This is a genomic window from Streptomyces sp. NPDC002845 (assembly GCF_053591955.1).
In genome coordinates this window covers 1-20077 of record NZ_JBSFUU010000124.1, presented here as the reverse complement: position 1 = coordinate 20077, position 20077 = coordinate 1, and the positions used below count along the sequence as shown (strand labels likewise).

The window sequence follows — 20077 nt, the reverse complement described above, 5'->3', positions numbered from 1 at the left end:
AAGGCGGCCACGGCCTCGCGGACGGCGGAGTCGTACAGCTCGGGGACCTCCTCCAGGGTGCGGGCGACCTTCAACCCGCGCCCGCCGCCGCCGAACGCCGCCTTGATGGCGATCGGCAGGCCGTGCTCCTGGGCGAAGGCCACCACCTCGTCCGCGCCGGACACCGGGTCCGGCGTACCGGCGACCAGCGGGGCCCCGGCGCGCTGCGCGATGTGCCGGGCGGCGACCTTGTCACCCAGGTCGCGGATGGCCTGCGGCGGCGGGCCGATCCAGATCAGGCCCGCGTCCCCGACCGCCTGAGCGAACTCGGCGTTCTCGGAAAGGAACCCGTAGCCGGGATGGACCGCGTCCGCGCCGGAATCCTTGGCGGCCTGCAACACCTTGGCCATGTCGAGGTAACTGGTGGCCGGGGTGTCACCGCCCAGCGCGAACGCCTCGTCCGCCGCGCGCACGTGCAGCGCGTCACGGTCCGGATCCGCGTACACGGCCACGCTCGCGATACCGGCGTCCCGGCACGCCCGGGCCACGCGGACAGCGATCTCGCCCCGATTGGCGATCAACACCTTGCGCACGATGACTCCCTCTCCTTGAAACAAGCCGAGTTTAGGGACTGCCGACACGGCGTTTCGACCCGTCCTCAATGGTGAGCTTGCCCACACGGAGCGTGAATCGAGGCTCGCTCGACCGGCGAAATCCCTTGTCGCACCGCACTACGCAGGACTCCACCCAAAAACCCTAGCCCGCTGACGTGGTCAAGGTCTCTGTGAGGCAGTGCTGCGGCCTGTCGGGTTTCTTTGTGGAGTCCCTACTAACAGCCCAATGATTCTTTGCCGGCGCGGAACCTCTTGTCCCGGGGTTTACCCGTTAGTAGCGTTCAGGATGTCTCGTACGGCGTACTGGGAGTAACCGTCAGGGAAGTGGGTGGGGGCCGGTGGTGCGCAAGCCGGTGGCATGGGTGACCGCGATCGTGCTCTTCGTGGAGGGGCTCGGTATCGCCTGGCTCCAGTGGTTCCTCGGCACGGTCGTCGACCGCCAGGACATGTCCCTCGCCGGGCTCGACCCCGACGCGATGTCCGTCTCCTCGAAGGCCGGCGGCTTCGTCTTCGGCTTCTACTTCGCGGTGTGCGGCCTCGCCGCGCTGCTCGTCGCCCTCCGGGACCGCCCGCCCCACGGCGTCTGGCGCATCCTGCTGATCAGCGCGGCCGTGGTGCACGGGATGCTCGGCGCGTTCACCGTGGGGCTGGTCGGCTGGGGCGCGTTCGGGTTCATGATGGTCGTACTCGGGCTGATCCTGCTGACGCTGATGACGTACGACCGGCTGGAGCAGCCCGCCGACAAGGGCGACCAGGCCGGTGAGCCCGAGGACGGCAACGGAGGCGGCGCTCCCGTCACTCCGCCGGCGCCCACAACTCCGTGATGCCCACGCCCAGTTCGGCGAGCAGACGGCGGACCAGCGGCAGGCTGATGCCGATGACGTTGCCGTGGTCGCCGTCGATGCCGTCGATGAACGGGGCCGAGCGGCCGTCGAGCGTGAACGCCCCGGCGACGTAGAGGGGCTCACCGGAGGCGACGTACGCGGCGATCTCCTCGTCGGTCGGCTCGCCGAAGCGGACGACGGTGGAGGCGGTGCCGGACGCGTGCCGTCCGCTCACCGTGTCCCACACGCAGTGCCCGGTCTGGAGCGTGCCCGCCCGGCCGCGCATCGACTTCCAGCGGGCCGTGGCCTCCTCGGCGTCCGCGGGCTTGCCGAGCGCCTCGCCGTCCAGGTCGAGCACCGAGTCGCAGCCGATCACCAGCGCGCCCTTGAGCTCGGGCTTCGCCGCCACGACGGAGGCCTTCGCCTCGGCCAGGGCGAGCGCCAGCTCGGCGGGGGTCGGGGCGGTCACGGCGTCCTCGTCGACCCCGCTCACGATCACCTCGGGGTCCAGCCCGGCCTGACGGAGCAGCCCGAGCCGGGCGGGGGACTGGGAGGCGAGCACGAGACGGCGGCGCGGCTGATCTGTCATGCGATCAGGGTATCGGCGGGGTCCGTACGGCTCACATCGCCCCGAGGCACGTCACTCGGCTCACATCACCCCGGCTCACATCACCGGGCGCACGTCACCCTGAGTCGCATCACCCGGCGCAGATCATCTCGGCTCACCTCATCCGGCGCATGTCACTCCGGCTCACGTCGCCCTGAGTCGCGTCACCGGCTCACGTCGCCCCGAGTCACGTGACCCGGCGCACATCACTCCGGCTCACGTCACGCCGAGTCGCGTCACCGGCTCGCATCACCCGGCGCGGATCATCTCGGCCCACGTCACCCGGCTCACATCCCCCCGAGCACCAGCATCGCCAGTATCGCGGCCAGCGCCATGAGAACGCCGAGCCGCCGAAGCATGACCTGCGTGTCGCGCAGTTCCTTCGGCGGCTCGTTCTCGGGGTCGGACCACAGCATGCGTCCAGCGTGCGACGGCGGGGGTGCCGGGCGCCTGAGTACGCGTACTCAAGTCGGGTGGCTCACCCGGGCCAGTACGTACGGGTCCACGCCCGCGGGCCCGGTGCGGGCAGGCGGGACTGGGCCACGCGGGCCGGGTCGGACCAGGCGTCCGGGGCCTGGTGGGGCGCGCCGGACGGTGCCGAAGCCGCCGCCGCGGCGCGCGCCTGGACCACCGCCAGTGCGGCGGCCAGCTCCTCCGGGGTCGGATTGCCCCGTACGACCTTGATCACAGCGGCTCCTCGCAGGGCTAACGGTTACAGGGGGATGTTGCCGTGCTTCTTCGGAGGCAGGCTTTCCCGCTTCGTACGCAGCTGACGCAGGCCGCGCACGATGTGGGAGCGGGTGTCGGACGGCATGACCACCGCGTCGATGTAGCCGCGCTCGGCCGCCGTGTAGGGGTTGAGGAGGGCGTCCTCGTACTCCTGGATCAGGCGCGCGCGGACCTCCTCGCGCTCCTCCTCCGGCGCGGCCGCGATGGTGCGGCGGTGCAGGATGTTGACCGCGCCCTGGGCGCCCATGACGGCGATCTGGGCGGTGGGCCAGGCGAGGTTGAGGTCGGCGCCCAGGTGCTTGGAGCCCATGACGTCGTACGCGCCGCCGAAGGCCTTGCGGGTGATGACCGTGATGAGCGGAACGGTCGCCTCCGCGTACGCGTAGATCAGCTTGGCGCCCCGGCGGATGATGCCGTCGTGCTCCTGGTCGACGCCCGGGAGGAAACCGGGGACGTCGACGAAGGTGATCACGGGCACGTTGAAGGCGTCGCAGGTCCGCACGAACCGCGCGGCCTTCTCGGACGCGCCGATGTCGAGGCAGCCGGCGAACTGCATCGGCTGGTTGGCGACGATGCCCACGGGGTGGCCCTCGACCCGGCCGAAGCCCGTGATGATGTTCGGCGAGTACAGCGGCTGCGTCTCGAAGAACTCGGCGTCGTCAAGGACGTGTTCGATCACCGTGTGCATGTCGTAGGGCTGGTTCGCGCTGTCCGGGACGAGCGTGTCCAGCTCGCGGTCCTCGTCCGTCAGCGACAGGTCCGCCTCCTCCGGGAAGACCGGGGGCTCGCTGAGGTTGTTCGACGGCAGGTACGACAGCAGCTGCTTGACGTACTCGATGGCGTCCTTCTCGTCGCCCGCCATGTGATGGGCCACGCCCGAGGTGGAGTTGTGCGTGCGGGCGCCACCCAGCTCCTCGAAGCCGACGTCCTCGCCGGTCACCGTCTTGATGACGTCCGGGCCGGTGATGAACATGTGCGAGGTCTGGTCGACCATCACCGTGAAGTCGGTGATCGCGGGCGAGTAGACCGCGCCGCCCGCGCAGGGGCCGACGACCAGCGAGATCTGCGGGATGACACCGGAGGCGTGCGTGTTCCGGCGGAAGATCTCGCCGTACATGCCCAGCGCGCTGACGCCCTCCTGGATGCGGGCGCCGCCGGAGTCGTTGATGCCGATGACCGGGCAGCCCGTCTTCAGCGCGAAGTCCATCACCTTCATGATCTTCTGGCCGAAGACCTCGCCCAGGGCCCCGCCGAAGACCGTGAAGTCCTGCGAGAACACCGCGACCGGACGGCCGTCCACCATGCCGTAGCCGGTGACGACCCCGTCCCCGTACGGGCGGTTCTTCTCCAGGCCGAAGTCGGTGGAGCGGTGCTGGGCGAACTCGTCGAACTCCACGAAGGAGCCCTCGTCCAGGAGCAGTTCGATGCGCTCACGGGCCGTCAGCTTGCCCTTGGCGTGCTGCTTCTCCACGGCACGCGCGGAGCCGGCGTGTGTCGCCTCGTGAATACGGCGCTGCAGATCCGCGAGCTTGCCCGCGGTGGTGTGGATGTCGGGGTGTTGCAGCTCTTCCGGCTCGGACATCGGGATGAGGCTCCCTGCCTGCTCAATGGGGACGTGAGGATGACGTGCCCAAGTACTCGAAAGGGGGACGTGCTCAGAAGGGGGATTGGCTACTCATCCGTAGCGTAGTGCTGGGCCTACCGTTCGGCAGTGCGGCGTTTACCACACTCCCCACCCCTTGGCGTTGTACGATCAGTGCGTCGCGGCGGGACACGCCGGAGGGGCGACATCGCGAGAGTGATCGAGTGCCCGTGAACCTCAGTCCGCCAGGGCTGGAATCCGTCCCCTTCTGCGGGGCGGAGGATGTCAAACCTAGTGTGGGTTGCATGACGACGCCACCAGGTGCAGATGGAAGCCCGTCCAACGGGTCCGGTGAGTCGAGGTCGGACCGCTGGTCCGACCTCGACCGCCCGCCCCTCAACGCCACCGCGCTGCGACGGGCGCTGGTGCGCGACGGGGGCCTGTGGAGCTCCCTTGAGGTGGTGCCCGTGACGGGGTCCACCAACACCGACCTGGCGGGCCGCGCCGGTGAGCTGGCGGAGGGCGCGGTGCTCGTCGCCGAGGAGCAGAACGCGGGGCGCGGACGGCTGGACCGTACCTGGACGGCTCCGGCGCGCTCCGGCCTCTTCTTCTCGGTGCTCCTGAAGCCGTCCGAGGTGCCCGTCGAGCGCTGGGGCTGGGTGCCGCTGCTCACCGGGGTCGCGGTGGCCACGGGGCTGTCGCGGGCCGCCGGAGTGGACACGGCACTCAAGTGGCCCAACGACCTGCTGGTCACCGTGCGTGGCGAGGAGCGCAAGGCGGGCGGCATCCTCGCCGAGCGCGCCGGTGACGACGGTGTCGTCGTCGGCGTCGGCATCAACGTCACCCTCCGTGAGGACGAGCTGCCCGTACCCACCGCGGGCTCGCTGGCGCTGGCAGGCGCGGTGAGCACCGACCGTGACCCGCTGCTGCGGGCCGTACTCCGCTCCCTGGAGCAGTGGTACGGCAAGTGGCGCGGCGCAGGTGGCGACCCGGCCCTCAGCGGGCTCCAGGCGACGTACGCGGCGGGCTGCGCGACGCTCGGCCGGAAGGTACGGGCGGAGCTGCCCGGCGACCGGTCGGTCATCGGGGAGGCCGTCGCGGTCGACGGGGACGGGCGGCTGGTCCTGGCGACCGGGGAGGGCGTGCAGGAGCCGGTGGGAGCGGGGGACATCGTGCACCTGCGGTCTGTATGAGGTCGTATGTGAATGCATGTGACTGCATCTGTCTGTATGTGCCTGTATGTGGCTTTATGAGGCCGGGGAGGCATGCCACTCGGGAGTGAGCTGGCGCACACCTGCCGTAGAGTTGAGGCCGGTCGATACGTGACCGCGGCAGATCGGAAGGGCAGCAGGCGTGACCGTCGACGATTCGGGCTCCGGCACGGGTGCGCACCCCGCCCCCGACGGCGAACCGGACCGTGCCGCCGGGCCGGCCGCCGACACCTCGTCGTCGGCCCCGGGCAACCGCGGGACCCCGGCGGCCGCGCGGGTCGACCGGGCCGAGGCGCACGCACGGGTGGACTCGCGCGTCGATCCCCCCGAGGCCGACTCCGGGGCCGACTCCGAGGAGGACCCGCTGACGCTGCGGCTCGAACAGCTGATCCTCGGGGCCGAGCGCCGCTACACACCGTTCCAGGCGGCCCGCAGCGCGGGAGTCTCCATGGAACTGGCGTCCCGCTTCTGGCGGGCCATGGGCTTCGCGGACATCGGCCAGGCCAAGGCGCTGACCGAGGCGGACGTCCTCGCGCTGCGCCGGCTCGCCGGTCTCGTCGAGGCGGGACTGCTCAGCGAGGCCATGGCCGTACAGGTGGCCCGCTCCACCGGCCAGACCACCGCCCGGCTCGCCGAATGGCAGATCGACTCCTTCCTGGAGGGCCTGACCGAGCCGCCGGAACCCGGCATGACCCGTACGGAAGTCACGTACCCCCTGATCGAGCTGCTCCTGCCGGAGCTGGAGGAGTTCCTCGTCTACGTCTGGCGCCGCCAGCTCGCCGCCGCGACCGGCCGTGTCGTCCAGGCCGGCGACGACGAGGAGATGGTCGACCGCCGTCTCGTCGTCGGCTTCGCCGACCTCGTCGGGTTTACGCGGCTGACGCGCCGTATGGAGGAAGAGGAACTCGGCGAACTCGTCGAGGCCTTCGAGACCACGGCGGCCGACCTGGTGGCCGCGCACGGCGGACGGCTCATCAAGACGCTGGGCGACGAGGTGCTGTACGCCGCCGATGACGCGGGGGTCGCGGCCGAGATCGCGCTGCGCCTGATCGAGACCATGGCCAACGACGAGACCATGCCCGAACTGCGCGTCGGCCTCGCCTTCGGCACGGTGACGACCCGGATGGGCGATGTCTTCGGTACGACGGTGAACCTGGCGAGCCGGCTGACGTCGATAGCGCCGAAGGACACGGTGCTGGTCGACAGCGAGTTCGCCCAGGAACTCATCCGCACCGGGGACGCGCCCGCCTCCGAGACGGAGGCCGCCGAGGCCGTGGCCGCCGCCGAGAAGGAGGGCGAGGAGCCGCCGACGTACCGTTTCGCGCTCCAGCCGATGTGGCAGCGGCCGGTGCGGGGGTTGGGTGTGGTGCAGCCCTGGTCGCTCACGCGGCGGTACGAGGTTTCGTAGGGCTTTCTCAGGGTTTCTCCGGGTTTCTCGGGGCGTCGTTTCTCAGGGTGCTGAGCGGTTCGGTTCTGCCAGGTCGTTGACGCACAGGTCCACGATCGGCACGCACAGGCTCGGCTTGGTGGGCTTTGGCTTTGGCTTCGGGGGTGGAGTCTGGGGCGGATTCTCGGCCGGGGTGGGGGTCTTGGCCGGGCTCGGGGTTGTAGGGGTTGCCCTTGGGTGTGGCGGGCGCTGGGGCGGCGGGACGGTGACCGGGGCCGCGGGGATGCCGGTGGAGTCCGGGAGCGTCGTAGGGGTCACCGCGGGCGCCGATGACGTGGTCGGCGCCGACGGCGTGGTCACCGCGGTCGGTGTCGAGGACGCGCCGCCCAGGGGAGCGGGGGCGCTTGCCGAGGGGACGGGTTCCACGGTCGCCGCCGCGCTGGTCGCCCGGTCCGTGGGGTCGGAGACGGTCCGGGGCCCGGCTGCCGCCGTACCGGGGCCTTCGCCGGGGGTGTCGGGAGCCAGTCGTACGAGGCTGAGCGCTCCCGCGGCCAGGGCGAGGCCTCCGACGGCGAACAGGGTCCGGCGGGGGCGGGGCTTGCGGTGGCGGCCGCGGCTGGGGCGGGGCCAGAGGGGTTCCGGCTCCGTGCCGCTGGTCGCCGTGTTCGTCATGGATCATCCCTCCCCGGTGCGCTCGCGCCCCCGACGCGCTGTGCGGTGCGCAGGCTATGCGCCCCCTGGAGGGCCGGGAGAGGTAGTCGGGGGTGGTGTCACTCGAACGGGGGTGGCTTTTCAGGGGGCGGTGGGGCTGGGATGATCGGAGGCGTCGGTGGTTAACCCGCGTTAACTTGGAGGGTGTCATGGGTGAGCAGGGGCACGGGGACGAGCGGCGGTTCGGGGAGTACGTCGTCGTACGGCCCCACGGGTACGTCGCCGAGCTGGCGCTCGACCGGCCCAAGGCCATGAACGCCGTCTCGACCGACATGGCCCGTTCCCTCGGCGCGGCGTGCGAGGCGCTGGCCGCGGACAAGGGCGTACGGGTGGTCGTGCTGACCTCCACGCACGAGCGGGCCTTCTGTGTCGGGGCCGATCTGAAGGAGCGGAACTCTTTCAGCGACGCCGATCTCGTACGTCAGCGGCCTGTCGCGCGGGCCGCGTACACCGGTGTACTGGAGCTGCCGATGCCCACGGTTGCCGCCGTGCACGGGTTCGCGCTGGGCGGGGGGTTCGAGCTGGCCCTGTCGTGCGATCTGATCGTGGCCGACCGTACGGCCGTGGTGGGGCTGCCGGAGGTGTCGGTGGGCGTCATCCCGGGGGGCGGGGGCACGCAGTTGCTGCCGCGTCGGGTGGGCGCCGCCCGTGCGGCCGAGCTGATCTTCACGGCCCGGCGGGTCGAGGCCGGTGAGGCGCGGGAGCTGGGGCTCGTCGACCTGCTGGTGGACGAGGAGCGGGACCGTGCGGAGGCGTTGGCGCTGGCCGCCCGTATCGCCGGGAACTCGCCCGTGGGGCTGCGAGCCGCCAAGCGGGCGCTGCGGCTCGGGCACGGGCTCGACCTCCGGGCCGGGCTGGAGGTCGAGGACGCGGCCTGGAGGTCGGTGGCCTTCTCGGGGGACCGGGCGGAGGGGGTCGCGGCGTTCAACGAGAAGCGGGCGCCTGCTTGGCCGGGCGAGTAGGCGCTTTGCGCCTCCGCCACCCGGCTCCTCGGCGCTCCGAGCCCAGCCACGACGGCGCCACAGACGAACGACGGCAGGCACATCGCGGCACTCCAGCGGAGCGCTCAGGCACCCCCGCCCGCCGACCCCGCCCCCTGTTCGCTCCACCAAACCCCCAAAACACCTTAAACCTCCCTAACCTGGAGTGATGGGCGGTGCTGAGAACAGACGGCTACGTGCAGTGGTCGCGCTCGCGCAGGGGATGGCGGCGGCGCACACTCCGCGGGAGTCCTGGCGCGCGGCGGCGCTGGGTGCGCGGGACGCGTTGGACGGGAGCTTCGCCGCGCTCTCGGTGTGGGAGCGGCACCACGGGCGGCTGAGGGTCCTCGTGAATGTGGGGGAGCGGGCCGAAGGGGAGGAGGAGTTCCCCGACCGGGAGTTCTACCCTGTGCACCAGTTCCCGGAGATCACCGAGTTCCTGCACGAGCGCTGGGCCGGCGGCGGGGAGCCGAACGCCTGGGTGGAGACGGCGGACGGGTCCTTGGCCGGGCAGGCGGGGTACTGCCATCAGCGGGTCGCGGCGCTGCGCCGGCGGGGTCGCGGCTGCTGTGTCGTCGCGCCGCTCGTGTTGAACGGGCGGGCCTGGGGCGAGCTGTATGTGGCGCGGTCGGCGGGAGTGCAGGTCTTCGACCGGGCCGACGCCGACTTCGCCACCGTGCTGGCCGCGGTCGTGGCCGCCGGGGTCGCCCAGATCGAGCGGCTGGAGGAGGCCCGGCGGCTGGCCTACACCGACGCGCTCACCGGGCTGGCCAACCGCCGTGCCGTCGACATGCGGCTCGACGAGGCGATCGAGCGGCACAAGAGGGACGAGGCCGTCGTCAGCCTGGTCGTGTGCGACGTCAACGGGCTCAAGCGGGTCAATGACACCCAAGGGCACGCCGTGGGCGACCGGCTGCTGGAGCGGTTCGGGTCGGTGCTGTCGCTGTGCGGGGCCATGCTGCCGGGCGCCCTCGCCGCTCGTCTCGGCGGTGACGAGTTCTGTCTGCTCGCGGTGGGGCCGGCCGCCGACGAGGTCGTCCGGGTCGCCGACGAACTCTGCCGCCGGGCCGCCGAGTTGGAGCTCGGTGAGGGTGTCGCCTGCGGGGTCGCGTCGACCGAGGACGAGATCGGGCCGGTGCGGTCGGCCCGGCGGCTGTTCCGGCTCGCCGACGCGGCGCAGTACCGGGCGAAGGCCGTACATGCGACAAAGCCCGTGGTGGCGGGGCGTGAAGGGCCCGACGATCCCGTCGTACGACTGGCGGACGCGCCCCCGCCGGCTGCGGCCGAGCGTCGCCGCTTCCGGGGGCGGCGGGTGTAGGGAGCCATCTCGGTGTGACCCAATCGGTAAGGGGCAAACCGGCCGTCCACTGGTGACATCTTCGAATTCACTGCGTACGCTCCTGAATATGGATATGCACACTGTGGTGGTGGGGACGTCCGGGGTGACCGCGTCCGACGTTCTCGCCGTGGCGCGTGGCGGTGCCCGGGTCGAGCTCTCCGAGGAGGCGGTGGCGGCGCTGGCCGCGGCCCGCGGGATCGTGGACGCGCTGGCGGCCAAGCCGGACCCCGTGTACGGGGTGTCCACCGGGTTCGGGGCCCTCGCGACCCGGCACATCAGCCAGGAACTACGCGCCCGACTCCAGCGGAACATCGTGCGCTCGCACGCGGCCGGCATGGGGCCGCGGGTCGAGCGCGAGGTCGTACGCGCGCTGATGTTCCTGCGGCTCAAAACCGTCTGCTCCGGCCACACCGGCGTACGGCCCGAGGTCGCGCGGACCATGGCCGACATCCTGAACGCCGGGATCACGCCGGTCGTCCACGAGTACGGATCGCTGGGCTGCTCCGGGGACTTGGCGCCGCTGTCCCACTGCGCGCTCACGCTCATGGGCGAGGGGGAGGCCGAGGGGCCCGAGGGTGCCGTACGGCCGGCCGGGGAGCTGCTCGCCGAGCACGGCATCGCACCCGTCGAACTGCGTGAGAAGGAAGGGCTGGCCCTCCTCAACGGCACCGACGGCATGCTCGGCATGCTGGTCATGGCCCTGGCGGACCTGGAGACGCTCTACAAGTCCGCGGACATCACGGCGGCGTTGTCGCTGGAGGCGCTGTTGGGTACCGACAAGGTCCTCGCGCCCGAGCTGCACGCCATCCGCCCGCACCCCGGGCAGGGGGTCTCGGCCGCCAACATGCTGGCCGTACTGAAGGGTTCGGGGCTCACGGGTCACCATCAGGACGACGCTCCGCGCGTGCAGGACGCGTACTCCGTGCGGTGTGCTCCGCAGGTGGCGGGCGCCGGGCGGGACACGATGGCGCACGCGCGCACCGTGGCGGAGCGGGAGTTGGCGTCCGCCGTCGACAACCCCGTCGTCCTGCCGGACGGCCGGGTCGAGTCGAACGGCAACTTCCATGGTGCGCCGGTCGCCTACGTCCTCGACTTCCTCGCGATCGCGGCGGCAGACCTCGGCTCGATCGCGGAGCGCCGTACGGACCGGCTCCTGGACAAGAACCGCTCGCACGGCCTCCCGCCGTTCCTCGCGGACGACGCCGGGGTGGACTCCGGGCTGATGATCGCTCAGTACACGCAGGCGGCGCTGGTGAGCGAGCTGAAGCGGCTCGCGGTGCCCGCGTCCGCCGACTCGATCCCCTCCTCCGCGATGCAGGAGGACCATGTGTCGATGGGCTGGTCGGCCGCGCGCAAACTCCGTACGGCCGTCGACAACCTCACGCGTATTCTCGCGGTCGAGTTGTACGCCGCTACGCGCGCGGTCGAGCTCCGCGAGGGGCTGACGCCCGCCCCCGCGACCCGCGCCGCCATCGAGGCCCTCCGCAAGGCGGGCGTCGGCGGGCCCGGCCCGGACCGCTACCTCGCCCCCGACCTGGCCGCGGCCGACATCTTCGTCCGTGAGGGGCGTCTGGTGTCGGCGGTGGAGTCGGTGACGGGACCGTTGGCCTAGACACGCTCCGTTGGCCTGGACGCGCTCCGAACCGGCTCGTCCGTGGGTGCCGTTCGCCGGGCGGCACCCACGGCGGACTCCGCCCTCAGTTGGCCTCAGTACGCCGTCGTGCGTTCCCGGCGTACCGAGTACGCCACGAAACCGGCGCCCAGGCTCAGGAAGAGGGTGCCGCCGATGACGTAGGGGGTCGTGTCGAAGCTTCCGGTGTCGGCGAGTCGGGTGTGGGGGCCGGCGGCGTCTGCGTCTGTGCCTGCCTCTGCCTCTGCCTCTGCTTCTGCCTCCGTGTCCGACGTCGTCCGGGTCGTCGTCGAGGTCTGCTGCTCCGGGGAATCCTGTGTCGCGTTGGCGGACGGGACGAACCACAGGGCCCCGAGGAGAGCCCCCGCGGCGGTGGCGGTCAGCAACGATCGGCGTGCGGTGGACGACGATCGACGTGCGGCGGACACGAAATATCGATCCCCTTGTGACGCTGGCGAATTGGCCGTGTGGCCCGATGCTAATGAAAGGCGCGGGTCGCGGGAAAGTCGTGCGAGCCGTGAGCCGTACGCTCCGGGGTATGAGCACAGCGAAGACGTCAGAGTTTGTACGGGTTCGAGTCGAATTGGTGGTCGAAGTCACCGATGTCGACGGTGTGACCAAGACCGCACTGCGGCGGATCGCGGGCGAGGCAGATATGCCGGCCGACGAGCGGGTACACGCCGAGGGCGCGGTGACGGAAGACACGGCGGAGGCCCTCGCGTATCTCGTCGATCCGTTCGACCTGGTCAGCGAGGTCCCCGGGGTCGAACTCGCCCAGGCCTCCTGGAGCAGCGAGCGGATCGACTACGACCCCGATTCGCCGGATTGGGGTCTGGACGAGGATGATGACGGCGAGGACGAGGGGGAGGACCGGCTCGGCTGAGGCGGCTCGGGAGAATTCATGGCCCCGGGCGGCAACCGCCGCTCGGGGTTCTGTCGTCTCAAGGGGAGCACTGACCACACTCGCGCCCGTCGGAATCGGCATCGAGCCGACGGCGACGTGGTGTGCCCCACACATCCGAGGGATGTGGAACGGGAGGAATCAGCCTTAGCGTTGACTGTCCTTGCGGGGATTATTGGGGTTTTGGGGATACGGCAACAATGGAGAAGCGTGTGATGACGGACGGTAAGCGGCGCAAGGGCCTCAAGGCCGCGTCCGCACTGCTCGGCGGGATATTGGTGCTCTCTGCGTGCAGCGGGAGCGACGGTGACGACTCGTCCGCCTCCGGCAGCGGTGAGACCTCGCAGGCGAAGGTCGACGAGGCGGCGGCCGAGAAGACGTCCGTCGCCGAAATCAAGATCACGCCCGAGGACGGCTCGGACAACGCCTCTATCAACAACGCCGCCAAGGTCACCGTGGACAAGGGCACGCTCACGGAGGTCACGATGACGACCGCCGACGGGGCCGAGGTCGCCGGGGAGATATCCGCGGACAAGACGAGCTGGGCGCCGACCGGCCAGCTGGAGCGCTCGACCACGTACAAGGTCTCCGTCACCGCCGAGGACTCCGACGGGCTCGCGGCGCACGAGAACGCGCAGTTCACCACGGTCTCCCCGACCAACAGCTTCATCGGGTACTTCACGCCCGAGGACGGCTCCACCGTCGGCGTCGGCATGCCGGTCTCGCTCAACTTCGACAAGGGGATCACCAACAAGGCCGACGTCCAGAAGGCGGTCACCGTCACCTCCAGCTCCGGCCAGGAGGTCGTCGGCCACTGGTTCAACGACACCCGGCTCGACTTCCGGCCCGAGCAGTACTGGACGGAGAACTCGACCGTCACCCTGGAGCTCGCGCTCGACGGGGTCGAGGGCGCGGACGGCGTGTACGGCGTGCAGCAGAAGACGGTGTCCTTCACGATCGGGCGGAACCAGGTCTCGATCGTCGACGCGCAGACCAAGCAGATGCAGGTCACGCAGAACGGAAAGGTCGTCAAGACCATTCCGATCTCCGCCGGTTCGCCCGAGAACAAGACGTACGAAGGCCAGATGGTGATCTCCGAGAAGTTCGTGGAGACCCGGATGAACGGCGCGACGGTCGGGTTCACCGACGACGACGGCAAGGGCGAGTACGACATCAAGGACGTGCCCCACGCCATGCGCCTGACCACGTCCGGCACCTTCGTCCACGGCAACTACTGGGGCGCCGACTCGATCTTCGGCAACGTCAACACCAGCCACGGCTGTGTCGGTCTGAACGACACCAAGGGTGCCAACGACCCGAACACCGAAGGCGCGTGGTTCTACAACAACTCGATGATCGGTGACGTCGTGGTCGTCCAGAACACCGGCGACACGACCGTGGCCCCGGACAACGGCCTCAACGGCTGGAACATGAACTGGGCCGACTGGCAGGCGGGTTCCGCGGTCTGAACCGCGCCCGCCCCGGCTTGACGGCGGCGCCGGCCCCTCGGGGCCGGCGCCGCCGTCGCGTTCTCGACGCGGCGGCGTTCTCAGTGCGCCCACAGACTTCCCAAAGCACGCACAGCGCGACTCCGGCCCCGGCACAAGCTTCTCATCGATCTCTTATCCCCGCCTTATTCCTTCATCACGGGCCGTCCCTAGTTTTCGGCCATGTTCTTCACCTACCTGAGGCGCGAACTGCGCCGCCGTAGAAAAGCAGCCCTTGTCGTCGCCTCCGGACTCGCTCTGGGGATCGCCCTGGTGATCGTGGTCAGTTCCGTGTCGTCGGGCATGGAGAAGGCACAGGGCAAAGTCCTTGAGTCGTTGTACGGACTGGGCACGGACATGACCGTGACGAAGGCGGCCGAGCCGCCTTCGGAGGACGGCGGCGAGCGGTCCCGTTTTCAGTTCGACGCTCGGGAGAACGGCTCCGAGGAGGAGCAGAGCACTGACCGGGTGATGGTGCAGGGGTTCCAGACCCTGTCGGGTTCGACCGTCTCCGAGGCCGGCGCGCAGGAGGGGGTCGCGGATGCCGTCGGAGGACTCAGCCTCCAGGTCATCAAGGTGAGCGGGCAGTTCCAGCAGGGGCAGTTCGAGCAGGACCCCGGCAGCGGTCAGCAGCAGGGAGGGCCGGGCGGTGGCGGCACCGGGCAGCCCGGGGGGCGTGTCGAAGGCGGCGGGGCCGACTTCGAGGTCAACAACTACTCCGTCTACGGCACCGACGTCACCGAACTCGCCCTCGGCCCGCTGACCTCCTCGAAGATCACCAGCGGCCGTACGTTCAAGACCTCCGAGACCAACGCCGAGGTGGCCGTCGCGGACACGTCGTACGCCAAGGAGAAGGAACTCGAAGTCGGTGACACCGTCACTGTCAAGAGCGTCACCTTCGAGGTCATCGGCATCGCCACGCCCGACAGCGGGGACGCCGCGGCCGACCTCTACATTCCGCTGAAGCAGGCGCAGACGCTGAGCGACTCCGCGGACAAGATCACCACGATCTACGTCAGGGCCTCGGACTCGCAGCAGATCGACTCCGTCAAGTCCACCATCCAGAAGAACATCAGCGGTACGACGGTCACGACCTCCGCCGACCTCGCCGACACCGTCTCCGGTTCCCTCTCCACCGCCTCCGACCTCGCCTCCAACGTCGGCAAGTGGCTGTCGCTCGCGGTGCTCGTGGCTGCGTTCCTGGTCGCGGGGCTGCTCACCTCCTCGGCCGTCTCCCGGCGCGTACGGGAGTTCGGCACGCTCAAGGCGCTGGGGTGGAAGTCGGGGCGGGTGACCCGGCAGGTCGTCGGGGAGGCGATCGTCAACGGGCTCGTCGGCGGTGCGCTGGGCATCGCGCTGGGGCTCGCGGGCGCCTACGCCGTGACGGCGGTCAGTCCGACGCTGGAGGCCCAGCTCGGGGCGTCGGGCGGCGGCTTCGGCGGCGGGCGCTCGGGCGGCGGCTTCGGCGGCGGTCCCGGTGGTCAGCAGGATGCGTCCAACGCCGTTGAGGTCGCGCTGACCGCGCCGGTCAGCCTCTCCACCATCGCCCTCGCGGTCGGCCTCGCCGTCGCCGGCGGGCTCGTCGCGGGTGCCTTCGGCGGCTGGCGTGCCTCCCGGCTGCGCCCGGCGGACGCGCTGCGCCGCGTCGAGTAGTCCGGCCGCCGCTGTTCCGTTCCGCCCTGCCCATCCCAGCGAATACAGGAGTTGCACCATGTACGTACTCAGCGGCGTGACCAAGCGCTACGCGCGGGGCAAGGACACCGTCAACGCGCTCGACGGTGTCGACCTCACCATCGCCGACGGCGACCGTGTGGTCATCCAGGGCCCCACCGGCGGCGGCAAGTCCACCCTGCTGCAGATGCTCGGAGGGCTCGACAGGCCGACCGAGGGCAGTGTCGAACTCGGCGGCACCGACCTGGCAAAGCTGTCGGAGGCGAGACTCACGAGGGTGCGGAGCGAGAACATCGGGTTCGTCTTCCAGAGCTTCAACCTCATCCCGACGCTCACCGCCCAGGAGAACGTCGAGACCGCCCTCGTACCCCTCGGTGTGAAGGCGAAGAAGCGGCGGGAGCGGGCCGCCGAGGCGCTCGGGTCGGTCGGGCTCGGGGAGCGGCTCGGGCATCTGCCGTCGGAGCTGTCCGGCGGTCAGCAGCAGCGCGTCGCCATCGCCCGCGCCCTGGTGAAGCGGCCGAAGGTGTTGCTCGCCGACGAACCCACCGGCAATCTCGACGAATCCATGCGCGACGAGATCATGGAGGTCCTGGAACGCCTGTGGAAGGAGCACGGGTTGACCTTCGTCATGGTCACCCACGACTCGTCCCTCGCGAAGAAGGCACCGCGACTCGTGACCATACGCAAGGGAAGAGTCACGGTGAAGGAGAACGCCGGTGCCTGACGCCGAAGGACCGGCGTCGAGACGCGTAACCCCGCGATCGTGTAACGGAGTCCACGCGGCCGCGTAACACTTCTCCGGCACCGCTTCTCATCTTCCTCTCATCTATTGAGCACGCTGATCGCCCCCGGGCATACTGCGTATTCCGGGGGTGGACGCGCGGTTGTGCGAGAAGTCCCCCGGACGGGCGAATGGGGAATTCGCCCGTACTTCATCTCCAGGGGGAGACTTGCGCAGACAAGTGAAAAGAGCGTGCGCGGCCACGATCGCCACGGCGGCCGCCGTGGCCCTGACGGCGGGAATGACCAGCCCGGCGTCGGCGGAGCCAGAGCGCACGAACGCTTCCACGCCCTCGGGTTCCGCCGGCCTCAAGGCCAAGAACCGCGTCACACTGATCACCGGTGACCGGGTCGTCGTCGACGCCAAGGGACGCGTCGTCGGTATCGAGCACGCCAAGGGCCGTGAGCGGATACCCGTCCAGGTCCGCAGGACCGACGGCCACACCCTCGTGGTGCCGGCCGACGCGGCCCGCCTGATCGCCGACGGCAAGCTGGACCAACGGCTGTTCGACATCACCGAGTTGAACAAGTCCGCGACCCGCAAGGCCCAGAAGAACGGTCTGAAGGTCATCGTCGGCTACAAGGGCACCGCCCGGGCGGCCAAGGCCGACGTCCGCGACGCGGGCGACACCGAGGTCCGCCGGACCCTCAAGACCCTGAACGCCGACGCGGTCCTCACACCGAAGGACGACGCGAGCGAGCTGTGGGAAGCGGTCACCGACACCGACGGCACCACCGCCTCCGGCATCGCGCACGTCTGGCTCGACGGCGTCCGCAAGGCGACGCTCGACAAGTCCGTACCGCAGATCGGCGCCCCCAAGGCGTGGTCCGCGGGCTACGACGGCAAGGGTGTCACCATCGCCGTCCTGGACACCGGTGTCGACACCACCCACCCGGACCTCAAGTCCCAGGTGACCGCGTCGAAGAACTTCAGCGAGGCCCGCGACGCCACCGACAAGTTCGGCCACGGCACGCACGTCGCGTCCATCGCGGCGGGCACCGGCGCCAAGTCCGGCGGCAAGTTCAAGGGTGTCGCCCCGGGCGCGAAGATCCTCAACGGCAAGGTCCTCGACGACACCGGCTTCGGCGACGACTCCGGCATCATCGCCGGCATGGACTGGGCCGTCGAGCAGGGCGCCGACGTGGTCAACCTCAGCCTGGGCGGCGGCGACACCGCCGAGGTCGACCCGATGGAAGCCCAGATCAACAAGCTCTCCGCGGAGAAGGGCACCCTCTTCGCCGTCGCCGCGGGCAACTCCGGCGACTTCGGCGAGCAGACCGTCGGCTCCCCGGGCACCGCGGAAGCCGCGCTCACCGTCGGCGCCGTCGACGACGCCGACAAGCTGGCCTCCTTCTCCAGCCGCGGCCCCGGCGCCGACGGCCAGATCAAGCCCGATGTGACCGCGCCCGGCGTGGAGATCACGGCCGCCTCGGCCAAGGGCAGCGTCATCGCCAGGGAGGTCGGCGAGAATCCGGCCGGCTATCTGACGATCGACGGTACGTCGATGGCGACCCCGCATGTCGCGGGCGCCGCCGCGATCCTCAAGCAGCAGCACCCGGAGTGGACGTACACCGAGCTGAAGGGCGCGCTGACCGCGTCCACCAAGGGCGGCAAGTACACGCCGTTCGAGCAGGGTTCGGGCCGCGTCCAGGTCGACAAGGCCATCAAGCAGACCGTGTTCGCCGTCCCGGTGTCGGTGAGCTTCGGCACGCAGGAGTGGCCGCACGCCGACGACAAGCCGGTCACCAAGCAGGTCACCTACAAGAACACCGGCACCGAGGACGTCACCCTCAGCCTGACGTCCACCGCCACCAACCCCAAGGGCCAGGCGGCACCCGCGGGCTTCTTCACCCTCGCGGCCAACACGGTCACGGTCCCCGCGGGCGGCACCGCCTCCGTCGACCTCACCGTGAACACCAAGCTGGGCGGCTCGCTGAACGGCGCGTACTCGGCGTACGTGGTCGCGAAGGGCGGCGGGCAGACGGTCCGTACGGCCGCCGCCGTGAACCGCGAGATGGAGTCGTACACCGTCACGTTCAAGCACATCGACCGTGACGGCACCGCGGCCGAGAACTACTTCACCGACGTGACGGGCGTCTCCGGCCTTGCCAAGGACAAGTGGTTCTCGCCGTACGACGCCTCCGGCACCGTCAAGGTGCGGCTGCCCAAGGGCGGTTACATCGTCAACTCCGCGGTGATCGAGGACCCCGAGGACTTCACCAAGGGCGCCGACTGGCTGGCCCGGCCGAAGCTGAGCGTCACCAAGAACACCACGGTCACGCTGGACGCCCGCAAGGCCAAGCCGGTGAAGATCACGGTGCCCGCCCGCGGGGCCAAGCCCCTCTTCGCGTCGGCCGACTACACGGTCGACGTGGGCAACAACAGCTACGGGTTCGGCTGGTGGCTGGATTCGTACAACAACTTCCGCACCGCGCACTTCGGTCCGCAGATCACCAACGGTTCGCTCTACCAGCAGTGGGACGCGCACTTCACCAAGGGTGCCAAGACGCAGTACAGCACCGTCACCGGCGCCAAGGTGAAGAAGCTCGCCACCGGTTACACCAAGAAGTGGAAGAAGAGCCAGCTCGCCAAGGTGAAGGTCAACCTGGGCGCCTCCAGCAGCAACAAGAAGGGCTCCGTCTACGCCTTCGGCTGGCTGCCGGGAAGCTCCGGCGCCAGCGCGACCGGCATGGAGCAGAAGCTGCCCACCACCCGGACGATGTACCTGTCCGCCACGGGTGGTGCGAAGTGGGGCCTCGACGCCGAGCAGAACGGCGGGGTCGACGAGTTCGGCTTCCCGATCACCGAGGCCTTCTACACGCTCGGTGCCGACCAGGCGTTCAAGGCCGGCAAGAGCTACACGAAGACCTTCAACGTCGGTGTCTTCGGCCCCAGGCTCAAGGGCGACTTCGGCGTCTACCGTGACGGCAACACGATCTCCGGTTTCCTGCCGATGTTCGCCGACGGCAAGGGCAACCCCGGGTCGTCCCTCTACACCTCGGTGAAGTCGACCCTGTACCGCAACGGCAAGAAGATCGCCACGACCGACGACGCGCTCGAAGGTGGAGGCGAGTTCAAGGTCCCGGCCGGTCAGGCCAGGTACAAGCTGACCACGTCCATCAAGCGGTCCGTGAAGGTGGCCGCGGCCTCCACGCGGGTCGACGCGAGCTGGACGTTCAAGTCGAAGAAGGTCGCCGGCGCCAAGCTGCCGGTCTCGACGGCCCGTTTCGCGGTGCCCCTCGACCTCAAGAGCCGTGCCGCGGCCGGCAAGAAGGTCACCGTCCCGGTCCACGTCCAGGGCGCGGCCTCGGGCAAGAACCTGAAGTCGCTGGCGGTGTGGGTGTCGTACGACCACGGCAAGAAGTGGACCAAGCTCACCCTCAAGAAGGGCAAGGTCACCTTCAAGAACCCGAAGCAGGGCAAGGGCATCTCGTTCCGCGCCAAGATCGCCGACAAGAAGGGCAACAAGTCGACGGTCTCGATCTACAACGCGTACCGCGGCAAGTGAGCCGAGAGGTTCGCTCGCTACCGAACACTTGCCCAGGGCTTCACCCTTCAGGGTGGAGGTGTAGGGCATCCTGAGCCCAGCGGCCCGGAGGGCCGCAGCGGCACTGCTGAAGTCGCCTTGTCCGACAACGTAGTTG

Annotated in this window: 18 protein-coding genes; 11 read left to right on the top strand and 7 right to left on the bottom strand. The window is 69.9% G+C overall.

Annotated features, from left to right (window positions below; all coding sequences use genetic code 11):
* The coding region (locus ACWD3C_RS45000; RefSeq protein WP_451154000.1) for a biotin carboxylase N-terminal domain-containing protein at positions 1-572 on the bottom strand (572 nt) is incomplete at its 3' end.
* A gap of 359 nt (positions 573-931) precedes the next feature.
* On the opposite strand from ACWD3C_RS45000, the gene ACWD3C_RS44995 reads away from it, so the two are divergent.
* Positions 932-1417, top strand: coding sequence for a hypothetical protein (locus tag ACWD3C_RS44995; protein WP_451153998.1), 486 nt, complete (start codon positions 932-934; stop codon positions 1415-1417).
* On the opposite strand, the gene ACWD3C_RS44990 is transcribed toward ACWD3C_RS44995, so the two are convergent.
* From ACWD3C_RS44990 to ACWD3C_RS44975, 4 genes are all read right to left on the bottom strand, one after another.
* Positions 1389-2006, bottom strand: a complete 618-nt coding sequence (locus ACWD3C_RS44990) for a Maf family protein (protein ID WP_451153996.1) — start codon at positions 2004-2006, stop codon at positions 1389-1391. The genes ACWD3C_RS44995 and ACWD3C_RS44990 overlap by 29 nt on opposite strands.
* A 305-nt stretch (positions 2007-2311) precedes the next feature.
* The gene (gene mmpB, locus ACWD3C_RS44985) at positions 2312-2440 is read right to left on the bottom strand and encodes a morphogenic membrane protein MmpB (RefSeq protein ID WP_451153994.1); all 129 of its coding nucleotides are present in this window, start codon (positions 2438-2440) and stop codon (positions 2312-2314) included.
* Positions 2441-2502: 62 nt separating this feature from the next.
* Positions 2503-2712, bottom strand: coding sequence for an acyl-CoA carboxylase epsilon subunit (locus tag ACWD3C_RS44980; protein WP_451153992.1), 210 nt, complete (start codon positions 2710-2712; stop codon positions 2503-2505).
* Positions 2713-2736: 24 nt separating this feature from the next.
* The gene (locus ACWD3C_RS44975) at positions 2737-4335 is read right to left on the bottom strand and encodes an acyl-CoA carboxylase subunit beta (protein ID WP_451153990.1); all 1599 of its coding nucleotides are present in this window, start codon (positions 4333-4335) and stop codon (positions 2737-2739) included.
* Between the two features lie 305 nt (positions 4336-4640).
* Between ACWD3C_RS44975 and ACWD3C_RS44970 the strand changes: the two genes are divergently transcribed.
* Both ACWD3C_RS44970 and ACWD3C_RS44965 read left to right on the top strand, forming a co-directional pair.
* A complete protein-coding gene (locus tag ACWD3C_RS44970; RefSeq protein WP_451153988.1) occupies positions 4641-5528 on the top strand; it encodes a biotin--[acetyl-CoA-carboxylase] ligase in 888 nt (295 codons plus the stop codon).
* 160 nt (positions 5529-5688) lie between these two features.
* Complete coding sequence (locus ACWD3C_RS44965) at positions 5689-6954, top strand: adenylate/guanylate cyclase domain-containing protein (protein ID WP_451153986.1); 1266 nt, start codon at positions 5689-5691, stop codon at positions 6952-6954.
* Positions 6955-6996: 42 nt separating this feature from the next.
* Here the strand turns inward: ACWD3C_RS44965 and ACWD3C_RS44960 are convergent, their stop codons facing one another.
* The gene (locus ACWD3C_RS44960) at positions 6997-7605 is read right to left on the bottom strand and encodes a hypothetical protein (protein ID WP_451153984.1); all 609 of its coding nucleotides are present in this window, start codon (positions 7603-7605) and stop codon (positions 6997-6999) included.
* Between the two features lie 188 nt (positions 7606-7793).
* Here ACWD3C_RS44960 and ACWD3C_RS44955 point away from each other — a divergent pair, with 188 nt between their 5' ends.
* From ACWD3C_RS44955 to hutH, 3 genes are all read left to right on the top strand, one after another.
* The gene (locus ACWD3C_RS44955) at positions 7794-8606 is read left to right on the top strand and encodes an enoyl-CoA hydratase/isomerase family protein (RefSeq protein WP_451153982.1); all 813 of its coding nucleotides are present in this window, start codon (positions 7794-7796) and stop codon (positions 8604-8606) included.
* 187 nt (positions 8607-8793) lie between these two features.
* Entirely contained in the window at positions 8794-9942 is a 1149-nt protein-coding gene (locus tag ACWD3C_RS44950; RefSeq protein ID WP_451153980.1) for a diguanylate cyclase domain-containing protein, read from the top strand.
* 94 nt (positions 9943-10036) lie between these two features.
* On the top strand, positions 10037-11575 hold the full coding sequence (gene hutH / locus ACWD3C_RS44945) for a histidine ammonia-lyase (RefSeq protein ID WP_451154004.1): 1539 nt from the start codon (positions 10037-10039) through the stop codon (positions 11573-11575).
* Positions 11576-11670: 95 nt separating this feature from the next.
* Here the strand turns inward: hutH and ACWD3C_RS44940 are convergent, their stop codons facing one another.
* On the bottom strand, positions 11671-12021 hold the full coding sequence (locus ACWD3C_RS44940) for an LPXTG cell wall anchor domain-containing protein (RefSeq protein ID WP_451153978.1): 351 nt from the start codon (positions 12019-12021) through the stop codon (positions 11671-11673).
* 110 nt (positions 12022-12131) lie between these two features.
* Between ACWD3C_RS44940 and ACWD3C_RS44935 the strand changes: the two genes are divergently transcribed.
* From ACWD3C_RS44935 to ACWD3C_RS44915, 5 genes are all read left to right on the top strand, one after another.
* Positions 12132-12476, top strand: coding sequence for a hypothetical protein (locus tag ACWD3C_RS44935; protein WP_451153976.1), 345 nt, complete (start codon positions 12132-12134; stop codon positions 12474-12476).
* Between the two features lie 218 nt (positions 12477-12694).
* Positions 12695-13963: an Ig-like domain-containing protein gene (locus tag ACWD3C_RS44930; protein ID WP_451153974.1), complete on the top strand. Its 1269-nt coding sequence runs from the start codon at positions 12695-12697 to the stop codon at positions 13961-13963.
* 201 nt (positions 13964-14164) lie between these two features.
* Positions 14165-15634, top strand: coding sequence for an ABC transporter permease (locus tag ACWD3C_RS44925; protein WP_451153972.1), 1470 nt, complete (start codon positions 14165-14167; stop codon positions 15632-15634).
* A 58-nt stretch (positions 15635-15692) separates the two neighbouring features.
* Positions 15693-16376 (top strand): ABC transporter ATP-binding protein, encoded by a 684-nt coding sequence (locus ACWD3C_RS44920; RefSeq protein WP_451153970.1) that lies wholly within the window; start codon positions 15693-15695, stop codon positions 16374-16376.
* 298 nt (positions 16377-16674) lie between these two features.
* Positions 16675-19941 (top strand): S8 family peptidase, encoded by a 3267-nt coding sequence (locus ACWD3C_RS44915; protein WP_451154002.1) that lies wholly within the window; start codon positions 16675-16677, stop codon positions 19939-19941.
* The last annotated feature ends 136 nt before the right edge of the window (positions 19942-20077 follow it).